Raw genomic sequence first — 15,904 nt, 5'->3', positions numbered from 1 at the left:
GACGCCCTCACTGCGACGTGGAGAGTCCGAGCGGGTCGCTGGTGCAGCTGAGGAAGCCGGCCACGCTCGTGCTGAAGGGGAAATCCTGGGTCTCGAGGTCGGCCGCGTAATTCTTGGCCGTGTAGCTCGGCGGCGCGACCTTCGCCTTGATCAGACAGGCCACGACGATCTCGTTCTCATCGAGATGCTGTGGATTCCGGGAGGTCGAGTAGCGGAGCGCCGAGATGACGGAGAAGTCGGCGCTGCACGCCTCGTTCGCGGCGTTGACGTCTCCGTCTCCCTCGACCGTGCTCTCGCCGAACTGACCGGTGACGACGGCCTTCAACCCTTTGTTCGACATGCATTGGACGTAGGCGCTGCTCACGCTCGCGTAGTCCCGGTCCGTGATGCTCCCCTTCGCGAGGATCGTATGAACGACCTCACTCGTGGTCGAGCGGTACGCCTCGGCGAATTCGGACGCCCACGGGCCGGAGAACTCCGGCACGGGGCCGCTGTACGACGGCGACGGCGCCCATCCATCCTGGCCGGCCCCGACTCCCGACACGGCGCAGCCCGCGAGCGCGGCGGTGGCGAGAAGAGCCACCGCCGCGCCCGTGAAACCGTTTCGATTCACTCGCCGGCCGCCTCAGGCCTTGAAGTTGTACCAGTAGTCCTGGACGCCGGTCCAGCAGCTCGATTGATTCGACCAGGTGCCGCGCGGTGCCCAGTTGCCGTAGAGGTACTTGCCGCCGACCTTGTCCCAGTGCTGGACCTGTCCGTAGGAGTCCGCGTAGTTGTACGCCTGGTAGGTGTGGACACTGATGTGAGGGGTGATGATGGCCGCCGCCGGCGCCGCGGCAGCGAGCACTCCGCCGGCGACCGCAGCGCCGGCGGCGCACGACAGAAGCAGCCGGGCCCGACGCGAGTGCCTCGTTGTGCGATTCAGGATGTTCGTGACCATGAGCAGTCCTTTCTGGTGATGCAACTGCAGTGTTACATCTCAACGCTACAGCTTACATTTCAGACAGCGCTGTCCGCATTTGGGGGACCACGACGTCCCCTGAGGAGGATGCGGTGCTCCGAATGGCATGGTCCATCACCGCACCCGCGCCACCCGCCGAGACATCGAGAGCTCTGCTCAGGGTCATCTCAGCGACGGCGGTCGCGACGTTGTGCCTGACGGGGTTCACCGCGACGCCCACCGATGCGAGCACTCCGTCGAGTCCGGCGTCCGCATGTACGTCAAGGTCGATGGCCACCTCGTCGATGTGGAAAACCACTTCCGTGAGAATGAGCTGAATCTGGAACGCGCCGCCACAAGCAGCGACCCGCGATCGCGCTTTGTCGACCTGAACCAGTGCGGATAGCCGGGCGACGGAGGCTGGGGATACCGCCATATCGAGTACAGGCACCAGAAGGAGTGGCAGGACAAGCTCGACCAAGCACGATCGAAGGGTTGGAAGGCCCAGGTACAGGGCGTCCATTCCCGGGATGACCTCATGTCCGGGGCCGTGGGCTCAGCGATCACCTGGCCCGACATCATCGGCGTCAACCCGGGCAACTCCACGAAGTGCGGGATCACCGATCTCTACCTCGTCGATGTCGACCGGCCTCAGGTGGTCCTCATGACCATCAGAGTCTTCGCATCGTGGGCGACCAATAGCGATCGGCTCATCACGGCGTTTCCGACTGCGAAATCGTCCTGCTGACGAGGGGGCGCGGGAGGTCCTCACCGCCTCCCACGCCCGTCCCGCCAGCGCGACTTCCGCTCCGTTCCTTCACCCGGCGCCCTCGCAGACGCAGCCTCTTCTCGTCCTCGGGGAACCGGTACGACCTGACCACGCTCGCCCGCCCGTCCAATTCCGTCACGAGCCGACTGAGCAGACGGTCGCCCTGCGCTTCCCACTGCACCTGCGCATCAGGATGCTCCCACCGCCACGAGGGCTGTCGCGAGTTGAGGTACTCCCACCGCGCGTGCCAGTCGCGAAGGTCGCGGTCCAGCCCGGCACTCAGCCCGAGTTCCTCGCCGTCCAACGGCCCCTCGACACCCCACAGCGGCCAGAAGTGCCCCCACTCGTTCCACATCCACACCTCGCGCAGCTCCCCCATCACCGCACCCGCGCCACCCGCTTCTCGTCCCACACCGGCTCGTCCGCCTCGTACACGTTCCCGTCGGCCCCGAACACCAAGTACCGGTCGAACCCCCGCGCGAACCAGCGGTCGTGCGTCACCGCCACGACGGTCCCCTCGTATCCCGCGAGCCCGTCCTCCAGCGCCTCCGCCGAGACCAGGTCGAGGTTGTCGGTGGGCTCGTCCAGCAGGAGCAGCGTCGCGCCGGACAGCTCCAGCAGGAGGATCTGGAGCCGGGCCTGCTGGCCTCCGGACAGCGACTCGAACGTCTGCTCCGCCGACGCCGCGAGGCCGTAGCGGTCGAGGACGCGGCTGGCCGCCTCCCGGGGCATGCCCGTGCGGCGGTCGTCGCCGCGGTGCAGGATGTCGAGGAGCGTCCGTCCGACCAGCTCGGGGTGCTCGTGGGCCTGCGCGAACAGGCCCGGCGCGACACGCGCGCCGAGCTTGGCGACGCCGGAGTGCGGCACCGGCGCGCCCGCGACCTCGGCGGAGGCCAGGTGCCCCGCGGACGGGTCCGGGTCGGTGCCGCCGGCGGCGAGCAGGCGGAGGAAGTGCGACTTGCCCGAGCCGTTCGAGCCGAGCACGGCGATGCGTTCGCCGAACCAGACCTCCAGGTCGAACGGGCGCATCAGGCCGGTCAGCTCCAGGCCGTCGCACTCGATCACGCGGCGGCCGGTGCGGGAGCCGGTCAGGCGCATGCGCACGTTCTGCTCGCGCGGCCGCTCCTGCGGGGGCCCGGCCTGCTCGAACTTGGCCAGCCGGGTCTGCGCGGCCTGGTAGGCGGAGGCGAGGTCGCTGTTGTACTTCGCCTTCTCCTTGAAGCGCAGCACCAGCGCCTTCAGCTTGGCGTGCTCCTCGTCCCAGCGCCGGCGGAGCTCCTCCAGGCGCGCCATGCGCTCCTCGCGCGCCGCGTGGTAGCCGCCGAAGCCGCCGCCGTGCGTCCACGTGGTGTTCCCGGCGGCGCCGAGCTCGAGCGTGACGATGCGGTCGGCGGCCCGCGCCAGCAGCTCCCGGTCATGGGAGACCAGCAGCACGGTCTTCGGCGTCGACCGCAGCTGCTCCTCCAGCCAGCGCTTGGCCGGGACGTCCAGGTAGTTGTCCGGCTCGTCCAGCAGCAGCACCTGCTCGGGGCCGCGCAGCAGCGCCTCCAGGACGAGCCGCTTCTGCTCGCCGCCGGACAGCGACCGGACGCTGCGATACTGGGCGCGCTCGTACGGGATGCCGAGGGCGGCGACCGTGCAGTGGTCCCAGACGACCTCCTGGTCGTAGCCGCCGGCGTCGGCGTAGTCGGTCAGGGCGGTCGCGTAGCGGAGCTGGGTGTCCGTCTCGTCACGCTCGAGGATGGCCTCCTCGGCCGCGGCGAGCGCCTCCGCCGCCCGGCGGACCGCGGGCGGAGCGACGAGGACGAGCAGGTCGCGGACGGTCCGGTCGTCGCGGACGTGCCCGACGAACTGGTCCATCACGCCGAGGCCGCCGTCGATCACCACGCCGCCGCTGTCGGGCCGCAGCTCCCCGCGGATGATCCGCAGCAGCGTCGACTTGCCCGCGCCGTTGGCGCCGATCAGCGCCGACACGCTGCCGTCGCCGACCCGGAACGACACATCGTCCAGGAGCGGCCGCCCGTCGGCGAGCGCGTACGAGACGCCCGAGACGTCGATGTGACCCATGATCGTTCCTCTTCCCCGTGGACAAAGCCTTCCAGCTTAGGGGAAACCGGATCCGCGCGCGACGCCTGATCCGCCCTCGCTCAGCCCGCCTCGATGAGCCGCTTGAGGGTGCCGAGGTTCTCCCGCATCCCGTGCGCGAAGAGCCGCCCCGCCAGCGGCCCGAGCAGTCGCGCCGGACCGGGGAGCCCGGCCGCGGAGATGCCGGCGTCGAGCCGAAGGCGCGTCCCCCGGCCCTCGGGACTGACGAGATACCGGTAGCGGAACGGAGTGGGGCCGTCGACCGAGGCGAAGGTCACCTCGCGGCCGTCCTCGAACCCGACCACCTCCACCGTGTTGACGACGGGGCCGACCGGAAGCCGGCGGTGGACGGAGTATCGCGCCCCGGCCCGCTCCGCGCCGATCCGCTCCTCGCCGATCCGCCCTCCGTCGATTCGCCCTCCGTCGATCCGCTCGACGCGCTGCACGGCCGAGTACCACAGCGGCGTGGTGGCGAAGTCCGCGACGAAGGCGAAGACCGTCTGCGGGTCGGCCTGGATGTCGAGTTCGAGAGTGAAGGTGCTCGCCGGCGCGTCGCCGTCCCGGCTCATCGCGCGGGTGGCGCTGCGAGCCGCGCGTCGAACGCGGTTCCGGCCGGAGTGCCGTGCGTCAACGCCCGGAGAGTGCGGACGAGGGTCTCGCCGTCACCGGCGTCCACCGCCGCGTCGATCTGCTCGTACATCGCGTCTTCGATCGCCCGGACGGCGTCGGCCGATTCGGCGCCCTCCGGGGTGAGGCTCAGGGAGACCGCCCGGCGGTCGGACACGTCGGCGTCCTTCCGGACGAGGCCGGCGGCGACCAGGCGATCGATGATCCGGCTCGGGCTGCTGCCGCTGTCGCAGACGAGCATCTCCCCGAGCGCCTTCAGGGCGAGGGGACCGTGGTCGGCGAGGATGCGCAGCGCCTCCGACTGGGCCGGCGTCAGCCCGAGCGGCGACAGCGCCGCCATGAGCTGCCGGTTCCCCTCGCGCTGGGCCGCGAGCACGAGGTACCTGATCTGTTCCGCAGTCCTCAACGATCCGTCCCTTCTGCCGTGAGCGCCGCCTCGAGCAGCCCGGCGGCGGCCGGATCATGCGCGGCGAGGACGACGGTGCCCGGGTGCCGGGACACGAGCTGATTCACCCGCCGCGTCGTCTCATGGAGGAGCTTACGGGTCCCGACGCCCGGGACGCGGTCGGCGGCCAGCAGCTCGGCGTCGTACGTGAGGTCGCCGACGAACAGCATCGTGGGAAGGCCGTCGCTGCGCAGCAGCAGCGACAGCGACCCTGAGGTGTGGCCGGGCGTCGGCAGCAGCAGCAGCGACCCGTCGCCGATCACGTCGTGTGCGCGCTCGAACGGAGCGATCGCGTCGTCCTGGATCGGCGCGGGGTCGATCGCGACCCAGTCGACTCCCGGGACCCGGATGTGCTCGCGCAGCAGACCGTCCAGGACGGCGAATCGCTTGTCGACCGACGCCAGGTCGGCACTGCCGACGAGCACCCGGGCCGATCGCGGGAGCTCGCGCAACCCTCCGATGTGGTCCTGGTGCAGGTGGGAGAGGATCGCGACCCGCACGTCCGCGATGTCGTAGCCGAGGGCGTGCAGCTGGTCGCTGAGGGTGGCGGTCTCGGGGATGTCGAACGCGGCGAGGCGACGGTAGAGGTGGCCGACGGCGCCGCCGGGGAAGTACGACGGGTCGGTGACCGAGCGGCGGTCCTGTCCGGTGTCGAAGAGGACCAGGCCGTCCTCGTGCTCGATGACGTACACGTTGATCGGCCGCGGCGCCGTCCACCGGCGCGAGGTGGTGAGCCACCACAGCCGCGGGGTCCCGTTCGTCTCGACGTGCTCGGGGCGGATCCGCACGGTTCCTGTGCTGATGACGGAGACCCGTCTGATGTGTCGCATGCGCTCCTCCAATAAATGTCACGACATGTATGTCGTGACACTTATTGTTGTGGACTGCGCCGCGACTGTCAAGCGCGCTCGGTCACCGTCCGCAGACGCAGAAATGCGGAGGGGACCCGGTCCGATCGGACCGGGTCCCCTCCGCGCGTCGGGACGCCGCGCTCAGCGGCGGTAGTTGGGCGCCTCCACGACCATCTGGATGTCGTGCGGGTGCGACTCCTTGAGCCCGGCCGCGGTGATCCGGACGAACCGGCCGCGCTCCTTGAGCTCGGGGATGGTGCGCGCGCCGACGTAGAACATCGACTGGCGGAGGCCGCCGACGAGCTGGTAGGCCACCGCGGACAGCGGGCCGCGGTACGGGACCTGACCCTCGATGCCCTCGGCGATGAGCTGCTCGTCGCTGGGGACGTCCGCCTGGAAGTAGCGGTCGCGGGAGTACGAGGTCTTCTTGCCGCGGGTCTGCAGGGCGCCGAGGGAGCCCATGCCGCGGTAGTTCTTGAACTGCTTGCCGTTGACGAACACCAGGTCGCCGGGCGACTCGGCCGTGCCGGCCAGCAGCGAGCCGAGCATGACGCTCTCCGCTCCCGCGACCAGGGCCTTGGCGATGTCGCCCGAGTACTGCAGGCCGCCGTCCGCGATGAGCGGCACGTCGGCGGCACGCGCGGCCAGCGACGCCTCGTAGACCGCGGTCACCTGCGGCACGCCCACGCCGGCGACGACGCGCGTCGTGCAGATGGAGCCCGGTCCGACGCCGACCTTGATGGCGTCGGCGCCCGCGTCGATGAGCGCCTGCGCGCCGGAGCGGGTCGCGACGTTGCCTCCGATGACGTCGACGTGCGACGCGCGCGGCTCGTGCTTGAGGCGGTGGATGATGTCGAGCACGCCGGCGGAGTCGCCGTTGGCGGTGTCCACCACGATGACGTCCACGCCCGCGTCGACCAGGGTCATCGCGCGGTCCCAGGCGTCGCCGAAGAAGCCGATCGCGGCGCCGACGCGGAGGCGGCCCTCGTCGTCCTTGGTCGCGTTCGGGTACTTCTCGCTCTTGTCGAAGTCCTTGACGGTGATGAGGCCGCGGAGCCGGCCGTCGGCGTCCACGAGCGGGAGCTTCTCGATCTTGTGCTCGGCGAAAATGGCGACCGCGGAATCCGGGTCGATGCCCACCGGAGCCGTGATGAGCGGCATGCGGGTCATCACGTCGCGGACCAGGGTGGTGGAGCGCTCGAACGGGGAGACGAAGCGCATGTCGCGGTTGGTGATGATGCCGACGAGCTTGCCGTCGCCCTCCACGACCGGCAGGCCGGAGACGCGGAACTGCCCGCAGAGGAGGTCGACCTCCTCGACGGTGGCGTCCGAGGTGGTGGTCACCGGGTTGGTGATCATGCCCGACTCGGACCGCTTCACCTTGTCGACGTTGGTCGCCTGGTCCTCGATGGAGAGGTTGCGATGGATGATGCCGATGCCGCCGTGCCGGGCCATGGCGACGGCCATGCGCGACTCGGTCACGGTGTCCATGGCGCTGGACAGGAGCGGGGTCGCCATGCTGATCCGCTTGGTCAGGCGAGTCGAGGTGTCCGCCTCGCTCGGGATGACGTCGGTGTGCCCGGGGAGGAGCATGACGTCGTCGTAGGTCAAACCGATGAATCCGAACGGATCCGCCTGGTCCATTTCACCCCTATCAAGGTCGCGCGAGTTGTGGTTGATCCATGGTAACGGCACAAGCTGTGGGGTTATTCCGCGCTATGAGCAAGGTCGCTAGCTCATAATTCAGGCGCACATCGTTATGCGCTCGCCGCCTCACTCCACCGTCGCCAGATCCAGCTCCGCTTGCTTCTTCCCCTGCCGGGCCGCCACGATCATGTCGACGCTCAGGATGGCGAGGGCGAGCCAGACGATCGCGAAGCCGATCCAGCGCTCCGGGGGCATCGCCTCGTGGAGCACCGCGACCCCGACCAGGAACTGGATGAACGGCGCGAAGTACTGGATGAAGCCCATGTACACCAGCGGCAGCCGGCGCGAGGCCGCGGCGAAGAACAGCAGCGGCACCGCCGTGATGACGCCCGCGCCGACCAGGGCGACGGTGTGCCAGGCGCTGACGGTCCCGATGGTCAGGCCGACCGTGAGGCTCACGACGACGAGCTGGACGATCGCGACCGGGGTCAGCCACAGCGTCTCCAGCGTCAGCCCCGAGACGGCGTCGACCCGGCCGCCGACGCGCTTCTTGATGAGGCCGTAGAAACCGAACGAGAACGCGAGGATGAGGGCGATCCACGGGACCTGTCCGTACCCGATCGCGAGCACCACGACCGCGATCACGCTGACGCCGACGGCCACCCACTGGGCGACGCGCAGCCGCTCGCGCTGGACGACGACGCCGAGGAACACGGTCACGATCGGGTTGATGAAGTAGCCGAGGGCGGCCTCCACCACGTGACCGCTGACGGTCGCGAGCACGTAGGTCTGCCAGTTGACGTAGATGAGGGCGCCGGCGAGGCCCATCGTGAAGAGGACCCTGGGGTCCTTCAGCAGGGCGCCGAAGGTGCGCCAGGCGCGCGTGACGGTGAGCGCGATCGCGCAGAACACCAGCGAGAAGAGCACGCGCCAGGCCACGATCTCCCAGGCGCTGGCCGGCGCGAGCGCGAGGAAGTAGATGGGCAGGATGCCCCAGAGGACGTAGGCGGAGATCGCGTAGGTCAGACCGGACCTGCGGTGTTCGGAGAGGGGCTGCGGCACTCCCACGACACTACTCCGAACCGGTGACGCCCACGGTCACCGGGAGACGACGAAGGCCCGGGCGCGAAAGCGCCCGGGCCTTGTCGAAAGAAGGTGCGTCAGCGGACGACGACCGCGAGGACGTCGCGAGCCGAGAGGACCAGGAAGTCCTCGCCGCCGAACTTGACCTCGGTGCCGCCGTACTTGGAGTAGATCACCTTGTCGCCGACGGCGACGTCGAGCGGGACGCGGTTGCCGTTGTCGTCGATGCGGCCGGGTCCGACGGCGACGACCTCGCCCTCCTGGGGCTTCTCCTTGGCGGTGTCGGGGATGACCAGACCGGAAGCAGTGGTCTGCTCAGCCTCGACCTGCTTGATGACGATGCGATCTTCGAGCGGCTTGATGGAGACCGACACGGTTGACCTCTTTCTTTGGTGAACTCAGTCTTTGCGAACTCAATGCGTCTGCGCGGCTTGCGTTAGCAAACTCGCACGGAGAGTGCTAACACGAGTCTAGGGGGTGCGTTAGCAGTCACGCAACGTGAGTGCCAGAAGGTACCGTGGTGCACATGGACCGGTCCGAACTCGTCGAGCTGCTGAGCCCCGAAGGGCTGCGGCTGCTCGACTCGCTGCCCCCGTACCGGTCGCAGAAGGACGTGCTCGCGATGGTCACGGACCTCCGCAAGCAGGGCCACTCCCCCAGGCTCGTCGCGGCGGTCCTCACCCAGGCGAAGCTCCGCAAGAAGGCGGTCGGCAAGTTCGGCGAGTTCGCCTCCCGGATGCTGTTCACCGAGGCGGGGCTCGAGCAGGCGACGCGCCTGTCGGTCGCGGCGCGCCACGCGGGCCGCTTCCGCGCCGCCGGCCTGACCCGCGTCGCCGACCTGGGCTGCGGGATCGGCGGCGACGCTCTCGCCCTCGCCGCCCTCGAGCTGGAGGTCACGGCGGTGGACGCGGACGAGGTCACGGCCGCGATCGCCGCCTTCAACCTCGCCCCCTTCCCGTCGGCGACGGTGGAGCACCGCCGCGCCGAGGACGTCAGCCTGCGCGCCATCGACGGCGTCTTCCTCGATCCGGCCCGGCGCACGGCGGGGCACACCGACACGGACCGGCTCACCGACCCCGACGACTACACGCCGTCGCTCGGCTTCGCGTACGAGCTGGCGACAGGCCGCTCGGTCGGGCTCAAGCTCGGCCCGGGCTTCGACCGGGACCTCATCCCGTCCACCGCGGAGGCGCAGTGGGTGTCCGCCGACGGCCAGGTGGTGGAGCTCGGGCTGTGGTTCGGCGCGCTCGCCCGGTCCGGCATCCGGCGCGCCGCTCTCGTGCTGCGCGGCGACGAGGCGAACGAGCTGACGGCGGAGGCCGACAGCGAGGACGCCGAGGCCGGCGACCTCGGCGAGTACCTCTACGAGCCGGACGGCGCGGTCATCCGCGCCCGGCTGATCGGCGACCTGGCCCGGCGGCTCGACGGACGGATGCTGGGCGACGGCATCGCCTACATCACGGCGGACGCGCCCGTCGCGACACCGTTCGCGGCCGGCTTCCGCATCGTGGAGACGCTGCCGTTCGCGGAGAAGGACCTCAGGAAGGCGCTGCGCGCCCGCGGGATCGGCGCGCTGGAGATCAAGAAGCGCGGCGTGGACGTCGACCCCGCCGCGCTCCGGACGCGCCTCAAGCTCGCGGGCGACCGCCCGGCGACCCTGATCCTCACCCGGGTCGCCGGACGTCACACCGCACTGCTCGCCGAACGGCTCTAGCCGCCGTACCGGTAGGTCGAGCTGAAGTTGGCCAGGAAGATCGCGACCGCGATCCAGACGACGATCGCGATCGCGACGCCGACGAAGCCGAGGATGATGCCGGTGAGCCAGAACCCCCTGGCCTGCGGCTCCTTGTTGCGCCCGATGAAGCCGAGGACGATCGCGGCCACGGCGAACAGGAACCCGATCCCGTAGACGAAGTTCAGGATCACGCCGAGGATGCCGCCGACGAGCGACAGGATGCTGAGGATCGGCGACTTGGTCGCCGGCGCCGCCGCGTACGGCTGGGCGTAGCCCGGCGCGGGCTGACCGTACGCCGGCTGGCCGTAGGGCTGCTGCGGCTGCTGGCCGTAGGGCTGCTGGCCGTACGGCTGCTGCGGCTGCTGGCCATAGGGCTGCTGCGGCTGCTGACCGTAAGGCTGCTGCGGCTGCTGGCCATAGGGCTGCTGCGGCGCGCCGTAACCGGGCGCGGTGGGTTGCGCCGGCTGCACGGGAGGCGCGACCGGCGGCGTCGGCGGGACGCCGTCCGGCGTGGCTGCGGGTGGGATGTCGGAGGACGGCGGAACCGGCTGGGCCGGCGTGCTGCCGTCCGTTCCTTCGGGCTCTGCTGCGCCTGACGGGGTGTTCGGATCGGACATGCTGCCCATCTCCCTCTCTGGTGGGTGTTCGGCTCTTCGGATCCCCGGCTCTCTGGTGAGTTCCTGAGAAAATCCTGTACCGATTCCATCGTCTCAGCGGCGGGACGGCGTGTCAACGCATGGAATCGCCGTGTGACGGCGCGCCCACCGGCCCCGGCGCGGGCGACCGGCGACGGCTCAGAGCGCGGCGACCTGGATGTCCGTGACCGGGAGCGTCGAGTCGGCGCCGAAGTCGAGCCGGCTCGGCGCGCGGCCGGCCATGATGAGCTGCGCCCCGAGCGCCGCGATCATCGCACCGTTGTCGGTGCAGAGCGAGAGCGCGGGGATCCGCAGGGTCACGCCGGCCTCCGCCGCGCGCTGGACGGCGAGCTGGCGCACGCGCGCGTTCGCGACGACGCCGCCGCCGAGCAGGAGGCGCGGCACGCCGTGGTCCAGGCACGCGGCGAGCGCCTTGGTGATGAGCACGTCGGCCACCGCCTCGCGGAACGACGCGGCGACGTCGGCCACGGGGACCTCCTCGCCCGCGTCCTGCCGCTGCTCGACCCAGCGGGCGACCGCAGTCTTCAGGCCGGAGAAGGAGAAGTCGTAGCGGTGCCGCTCCAGGTCCTTCGGCTTGGTGAGCCCGCGCGGGAAGCGGATGGCGCGCGGGTCGCCGTCGGCGGCGACCCGGTCGATCTGCGGGCCGCCCGGGTACGGGAGGCCGAGCACGCGCGCGACCTTGTCGAAGGCCTCCCCCGCTGCGTCGTCGATGGTCTCGCCGAGCAGCTCGACGTCGGACACCAGGTCGCGCACGAGCAGCAGCGAGGTGTGGCCGCCGGACACAAGCAGTGCCACCGTCGGCACCTCGACCGGGTGGCCCGGACCGCCCGCGGCGTCGAGGACGTCCGCCCCGACGTGCCCGACGAGGTGGTTCACGGCGTACAGCGGCTTCCTCAGCGACAGCGCCAGCGCCTTCGCGGCGCCGACGCCGACCATCAGCGCTCCGGACAGCCCGGGCCCGCTGGTCACCGCGATCGCGTCGACGTCCGCCAGGTCGATCCCGGCGTCGGCGACGGCGGTGCGCAGCGTGGGCGTGAGCGCCTCCAGGTGCGCGCGGGCCGCGACCTCGGGGACGACGCCGCCGTAGCGCGCATGCTCCTCCATCGAGGAGGCGATGGTGTTGGAGAGCAGCGTGGTGCCGCGGACGATGCCGACGCCGGTCTCGTCGCAGGACGTCTCGATGCCGAGCACGAGCGGGCCGTCGCCGTGCGAGGAGTTCTGGGCGTTCATGCGATCGTAGTCTCCGGGGTCGGGACGGCGAGGCGCATGACGATCGCATCCACCCCGTCTGGCTGGTAGTAGCGCGGGCGCACGCCGATCTCCTCGAAGCCGAGCGCGCGGTACAGGGTCTGCGCGCCGGGGTTGTCCGCGCGCACCTCCAGGAAGACCTCGCGGGCCCCGCGGTTGCGGGCCTCCCCGATGAGCGCGAGCATGAGCGCGCGGCCGAGGCCGTGACGGCGCGCCCGCGGCGCGACGGCGATGGTCTGGATGTCGCCCTCGCCTGCGCCGCGCGGGGCGAGCAGCCCGGCGTAGCCGTCGATGCGCTGCGGGTCGTCGACGCCGACGGCCACCAGGTAGTAGCCGTGCGGGCCGGTCACCTCCGTGCGCATCGAATGCTCCGACCAGGCGTCCGTGACGAACGTCGCCCGCTCCAGTTGCATGATGGCGCCGACGTCGGCCTCGGTGGCGCGGCGGAGCTGCCAGGACGGAGCGCCGGCGGCCGCCTCGCTCACGCGCTCACCCGCTTCGGCCCGGCGGAGAGTGTGACATCCGGCGAGCGCAGGTACAGCGGCTCGTCGCGGTCGAACGGGAGGCCGGCGGCGAAGCGCAGCTCCGCGATCATCCCGAGCAGGCCGGCCGAGACCGTCGCGGCCTCCTCGCGCGGCAGGTCGGGGTGCGGCAGGGCGTCCGGCTTGTCCAGCCCCGGGCCGTCGAGTCGCACCGGGAGGCCGTGCTCGTCGACGCCGGAGTACGCCGTCCAGTACCGCTCCCGGCGGCGCGCGTCGGTGACGACGAGAAGGGGCCCGTCGTGGCCCGCGAGGTAGCGCTCGTACGCGACCGCGTCGTGGCTGACGACGGGCACGAGCGGGCGCCCGGCTCCGAACGCGAAGGCCGTCGCGGCGGCGATGCCGACCCGGAGCCCGGTGAACGGTCCCGGTCCCATCCCGGCGACCACGCCGGAGAGCTCGCCGACGAGCGTCCCCGACGCGTCGAGCGCCGCGGCGATGAGGTCGCCGATCACCTCGGCGTGCCGCATGGTGTCGGGCTCGGTGACCTCGGCGAGGACGCCGCCGTCCCGGTCGACCACGGCGACACTCGTGCCCGCGGAGGTGTCGATGGCGAGGAGCATGCCTCCAGCCTAAGCGGGATGCGCACCGCCGCGGACCTGGCGAGTGGTCCGGTGTGCGAAGCTGTCGGCATGGCGTCCTCCCCGTCCGGTTCTCTGGTCTCGGCCGACGTGCGCCGGCACAACCTGGCGCTCGTGGCGCACCGCCTCGCCGACCGCGGTCCGCAGTCGCGCAGCCAGCTCGCGGACGCCACCGGGCTCGCCCGCGGATCGGTGACGGCGCTCGTGGCCGCCCTCGTGGAGGCCGGGGTCGTGCGGGAGACGGAGGAGCCGGAAGCCGCCTCACGCGGGTCGGCGGCGCGCGGACGCCCGCTCACCCTGCTGCGGCTGGCGGCCGACGACGTGGCGCTGCTCGTCCTCCAGCTCGACGCGGACCAGGCGACGGCGCTGCTCACGGCGGTGGACGGCCACGCGCTGTTCCGGGCCGCCGAGCACCACGGCCGGCCGATGGGCGACCCGGAGCGCGTCCTCGACGTGCTCGCCCGGGTGCTGGCCCGGGCGCTCGACGGCGCGGCCGGGCTCGGCCGGAGGGTGGCCGCGCTCACGGTGGTGGTGTTCGCGCCGATCGGCGGCACGCCTCCCGTGGTGGTGGCCGACACCGACTTCGAGTGGGGGGCGGTGGACGTGCTGGGCGGGCTGCGCCGCCGCGTCCCCGGGCTGCCGCCCGCCTCCCTCGCGAGCGACGGCACCGTGGCGGCGCTGGCCGAGCTCGCGGAGCTGGAGGCCGCGGGCGAGGGTGTCCGCGACCTGGTCTATGCCAAGAGCAACTCCGGCATCGGCGGCGCCGTGGTCGCGGACGGCGCACTCGTCGCCGGCGCGCACGGATTCGCCGGCGCCTTCGGCCACATCGCTGTGGTCCCGGGCGGCCCGCGCTGCCTGTGCGGCCAGCGCGGCTGTCTGGTGACGGTCGCCGGACCCGACCTGGTGCTCGCCGAGGCGGGCCTGGCCGCTGAGGTCGCCGAGCGCGGCCTGACCGAGGCGCTGCGCGAGCTCGTCGCCCGCGTGCGGGCCGGCGAGCCCCGGGCGAGCGCGGCGTGGGAGGCCGCCGTGCCGTGGATCGCGCACACCCTCCGCATCGTCGCGATGACCGTCGACCCCGACCTCATCGTCCTGGGCGGCTACTGGGCGGAGCTGTGCGCTCCCATCGCCACGGCGTTCGCGGAGGACGGCTGGACGATCGCCGCGACCGCGACGCCGATCGCGGTGGTGCCCGGCCGGCTGGGCGAGGACGCCGCGCTGCTCGGGGCGGCGCGCGCCGCCCGCGACGCCCTGCTCGACGATCCGCTAGCTCTGTCGTCCCTCGACTCCGCGTCGGTCACGATTTGATTCGACGCTTGAATTAATGGCATGGATGCGTCATGCTTACGCGGGTAACCATTCCCCGAAAGGACCGACCGTGACGACGATGTCATCGAGCTCACCAGACCCCGCGCCCGTCTCCGCAACCGGCGCCGACGCCCTCCCCGACTCGGCCGACACCGCGGGCACCCTCAGCCCGCTCGCCCGCCGCGGACTCCTGCCCTCGCTCGCGATCACCTCCCTTGTGCTCTTCGCGACCTACGCGGGCCTGATCAGCGTGCTGCTGCCCAACCAGGTCACGAACATCGACCCGGCGCACAAGGTGGCCAACCTGGCGATCGTGACCACGACCTCCTTCGTGTTCACCCTGTTCGCCCAGCCGATCGTCGGCGCGTTCAGCGACCGCACCCGCTCCCGGATGGGCCGCCGGGCGCCGTGGATGGTGATCGGCACCGCAGTCGCCGCCGTCTTCCTGATCGGCCTGGGTTCGCTGCAGTCCATCCTCTGGATCACCGTGTTCTGGGTCGTCATCCAGGTCGCCCTCAACGCGATGCAGGGCCCGCTCAGCGCCATCACGCCCGACCGCTTCCCGCGCAGCCGCCGCGGCGCGGCGTCCGCGATGGTCGGCATCGGAACCATGGCCGGCAGCACCATCGGCGTCATCGTGGCCGGCGTCCTCGCCGCGAACGTCGGCCTCGCCTACTCCGCGTTCGGGATCGTCGTGCTCCTGGTCACGCTCGGCTTCGTCCTGTTCAACCGGGACTACTCCAGCACGGGCATCGAACTGCCGCCGTTCCGCTGGAAGGCCTTCTTCGCCGGCTTCTGGATCAACCCGCGCAAGCACCCCGACTTCGCGTGGGCGTTCGCCGCGCGGTTCCTGTTCATCCTCGGCTACTTCGTGGCGTTCAGCTACCAGCTCTTCATCCTCACCGACTACATCGGGATGTCGCTGAAGCAGGCCAACGCCCAGATCGGCGTGATCAGCGTCGCGTCGCTGGTCACCACCGTCGTGTCGGTCTCGCTCGCCGGCTGGCTGAGCGACAAGCTCGGCCGCCGCAAGGTCTTCATCTACCTGGCCTCGGTGCTCATGGTCGTCGGCCTCGCGATGCCGCTGCTGATGCCGACCATCACCGGGATGCTGCTGATGTCGGCGATCAACGGCTTCGGCTTCGGTCTCTACATGGCGTGCGACACCGCGCTGATGACCGAGGTGCTGCCCGGCGGCGGCGTCTCGGCCGCCAAGGACCTCGGCATCCTGAACGTGGCGACCAACATCCCGCAGGCGCTCAGCCCGGCGATCGCGGCGCTCCTGATCGGCGTGCTCGGCGGCTACCCGGCCCTGTTCGTCTTCGCGATGGTGTGCGTCGCCGTGGCCGCCCTCGTCCTCATCCCCATCAAGTCCGTCCGCTGAGAAGGAGAA

General features: G+C 71.1%; 18 protein-coding genes. 4 read left to right on the top strand and 14 right to left on the bottom strand.

Going from position 1 to position 15,904, the window contains the following annotated elements; all coding sequences use genetic code 11:
• Positions 1 to 7 precede the first annotated feature (7 nt).
• Genes HNR13_RS06815 through HNR13_RS06805 form a run of 3 tightly spaced genes read right to left on the bottom strand, consistent with a single transcriptional unit; the run spans position 8 to position 1,463 of the window.
• Positions 8 to 583: a hypothetical protein gene (locus HNR13_RS06815; RefSeq protein ID WP_179605050.1), complete on the bottom strand. Its 576-nt coding sequence runs from the start codon at positions 581 to 583 to the stop codon at positions 8 to 10.
• Between the two features lie 42 nt (positions 584 to 625).
• Positions 626 to 940, bottom strand: a complete 315-nt coding sequence (locus HNR13_RS06810) for a hypothetical protein (protein ID WP_179605049.1) — start codon at positions 938 to 940, stop codon at positions 626 to 628.
• A 52-nt stretch (positions 941 to 992) separates the two neighbouring features.
• The gene (locus HNR13_RS06805; RefSeq protein WP_179605048.1) at positions 993 to 1,463 is read right to left on the bottom strand and encodes a hypothetical protein; all 471 of its coding nucleotides are present in this window, start codon (positions 1,461 to 1,463) and stop codon (positions 993 to 995) included.
• 15 nt (positions 1,464 to 1,478) lie between these two features.
• On the opposite strand from HNR13_RS06805, the gene HNR13_RS06800 reads away from it, so the two are divergent.
• Positions 1,479 to 1,688, top strand: a complete 210-nt coding sequence (locus tag HNR13_RS06800) for a hypothetical protein (protein ID WP_179605047.1) — start codon at positions 1,479 to 1,481, stop codon at positions 1,686 to 1,688.
• A gap of 399 nt (positions 1,689 to 2,087) precedes the next feature.
• On the opposite strand, the gene HNR13_RS06795 is transcribed toward HNR13_RS06800, so the two are convergent.
• The 7 genes from HNR13_RS06795 to groES form a co-directional block, all read right to left on the bottom strand.
• Entirely contained in the window at positions 2,088 to 3,776 is a 1,689-nt protein-coding gene (locus HNR13_RS06795) for an ABC-F family ATP-binding cassette domain-containing protein (protein ID WP_179605046.1), read from the bottom strand.
• 80 nt (positions 3,777 to 3,856) lie between these two features.
• The gene (locus HNR13_RS06790) at positions 3,857 to 4,363 is read right to left on the bottom strand and encodes an SRPBCC family protein (RefSeq protein ID WP_179605045.1); all 507 of its coding nucleotides are present in this window, start codon (positions 4,361 to 4,363) and stop codon (positions 3,857 to 3,859) included.
• Positions 4,360 to 4,827: a MarR family winged helix-turn-helix transcriptional regulator gene (locus tag HNR13_RS06785; protein WP_179605044.1), complete on the bottom strand. Its 468-nt coding sequence runs from the start codon at positions 4,825 to 4,827 to the stop codon at positions 4,360 to 4,362. Before HNR13_RS06785 ends, HNR13_RS06790 begins: the two co-directional genes overlap by 4 nt.
• Positions 4,824 to 5,696, bottom strand: coding sequence for an MBL fold metallo-hydrolase (locus tag HNR13_RS06780; RefSeq protein ID WP_179605043.1), 873 nt, complete (start codon positions 5,694 to 5,696; stop codon positions 4,824 to 4,826). The genes HNR13_RS06785 and HNR13_RS06780 overlap by 4 nt, the downstream gene beginning before the upstream one ends.
• A 162-nt stretch (positions 5,697 to 5,858) precedes the next feature.
• Positions 5,859 to 7,361 (bottom strand): IMP dehydrogenase, encoded by a 1,503-nt coding sequence (gene guaB / locus HNR13_RS06775; protein ID WP_179605042.1) that lies wholly within the window; start codon positions 7,359 to 7,361, stop codon positions 5,859 to 5,861.
• Between the two features lie 129 nt (positions 7,362 to 7,490).
• A complete protein-coding gene (gene rarD / locus HNR13_RS06770; protein WP_179605041.1) occupies positions 7,491 to 8,426 on the bottom strand; it encodes an EamA family transporter RarD in 936 nt (311 codons plus the stop codon).
• 98 nt (positions 8,427 to 8,524) lie between these two features.
• Positions 8,525 to 8,821 (bottom strand): co-chaperone GroES, encoded by a 297-nt coding sequence (groES, locus tag HNR13_RS06765; RefSeq protein WP_022889766.1) that lies wholly within the window; start codon positions 8,819 to 8,821, stop codon positions 8,525 to 8,527.
• 152 nt (positions 8,822 to 8,973) lie between these two features.
• On the opposite strand from groES, the gene HNR13_RS06760 reads away from it, so the two are divergent.
• Complete coding sequence (locus HNR13_RS06760) at positions 8,974 to 10,161, top strand: THUMP-like domain-containing protein (RefSeq protein ID WP_179605040.1); 1,188 nt, start codon at positions 8,974 to 8,976, stop codon at positions 10,159 to 10,161.
• On the opposite strand, the gene HNR13_RS06755 is transcribed toward HNR13_RS06760, so the two are convergent.
• The 4 genes from HNR13_RS06755 to tsaB form a co-directional block, all read right to left on the bottom strand.
• Complete coding sequence (locus tag HNR13_RS06755) at positions 10,158 to 10,799, bottom strand: DUF4190 domain-containing protein (RefSeq protein WP_179605039.1); 642 nt, start codon at positions 10,797 to 10,799, stop codon at positions 10,158 to 10,160. The genes HNR13_RS06760 and HNR13_RS06755 overlap by 4 nt on opposite strands.
• 177 nt (positions 10,800 to 10,976) lie before the next feature.
• Positions 10,977 to 12,068 (bottom strand): tRNA (adenosine(37)-N6)-threonylcarbamoyltransferase complex transferase subunit TsaD, encoded by a 1,092-nt coding sequence (gene tsaD, locus HNR13_RS06750; RefSeq protein ID WP_179605038.1) that lies wholly within the window; start codon positions 12,066 to 12,068, stop codon positions 10,977 to 10,979.
• Entirely contained in the window at positions 12,065 to 12,571 is a 507-nt protein-coding gene (rimI, locus tag HNR13_RS06745; RefSeq protein ID WP_343063481.1) for a ribosomal protein S18-alanine N-acetyltransferase, read from the bottom strand. The genes tsaD and rimI overlap by 4 nt, the downstream gene beginning before the upstream one ends.
• Positions 12,568 to 13,188, bottom strand: coding sequence for a tRNA (adenosine(37)-N6)-threonylcarbamoyltransferase complex dimerization subunit type 1 TsaB (gene tsaB / locus HNR13_RS06740; protein WP_179605037.1), 621 nt, complete (start codon positions 13,186 to 13,188; stop codon positions 12,568 to 12,570). The genes rimI and tsaB overlap by 4 nt, the downstream gene beginning before the upstream one ends.
• 18 nt (positions 13,189 to 13,206) lie before the next feature.
• Between tsaB and HNR13_RS06735 the strand changes: the two genes are divergently transcribed.
• Both HNR13_RS06735 and HNR13_RS06730 read left to right on the top strand, forming a co-directional pair.
• Positions 13,207 to 14,511, top strand: coding sequence for an ROK family transcriptional regulator (locus HNR13_RS06735; RefSeq protein ID WP_179605036.1), 1,305 nt, complete (start codon positions 13,207 to 13,209; stop codon positions 14,509 to 14,511).
• A 79-nt stretch (positions 14,512 to 14,590) separates the two neighbouring features.
• Positions 14,591 to 15,895 (top strand): MFS transporter, encoded by a 1,305-nt coding sequence (locus tag HNR13_RS06730; protein ID WP_246312969.1) that lies wholly within the window; start codon positions 14,591 to 14,593, stop codon positions 15,893 to 15,895.
• Positions 15,896 to 15,904: the final 9 nt, after the last annotated feature.

Origin of the sequence: Leifsonia shinshuensis, from assembly GCF_013410375.1 — a bacterium.
Classification (GTDB): Bacteria; Actinomycetota; Actinomycetes; order Actinomycetales; family Microbacteriaceae; genus Leifsonia; species Leifsonia shinshuensis.
Note: the sequence above shows the minus strand (reverse complement) of the source record. Positions and strands in the feature narration are given on the sequence as shown.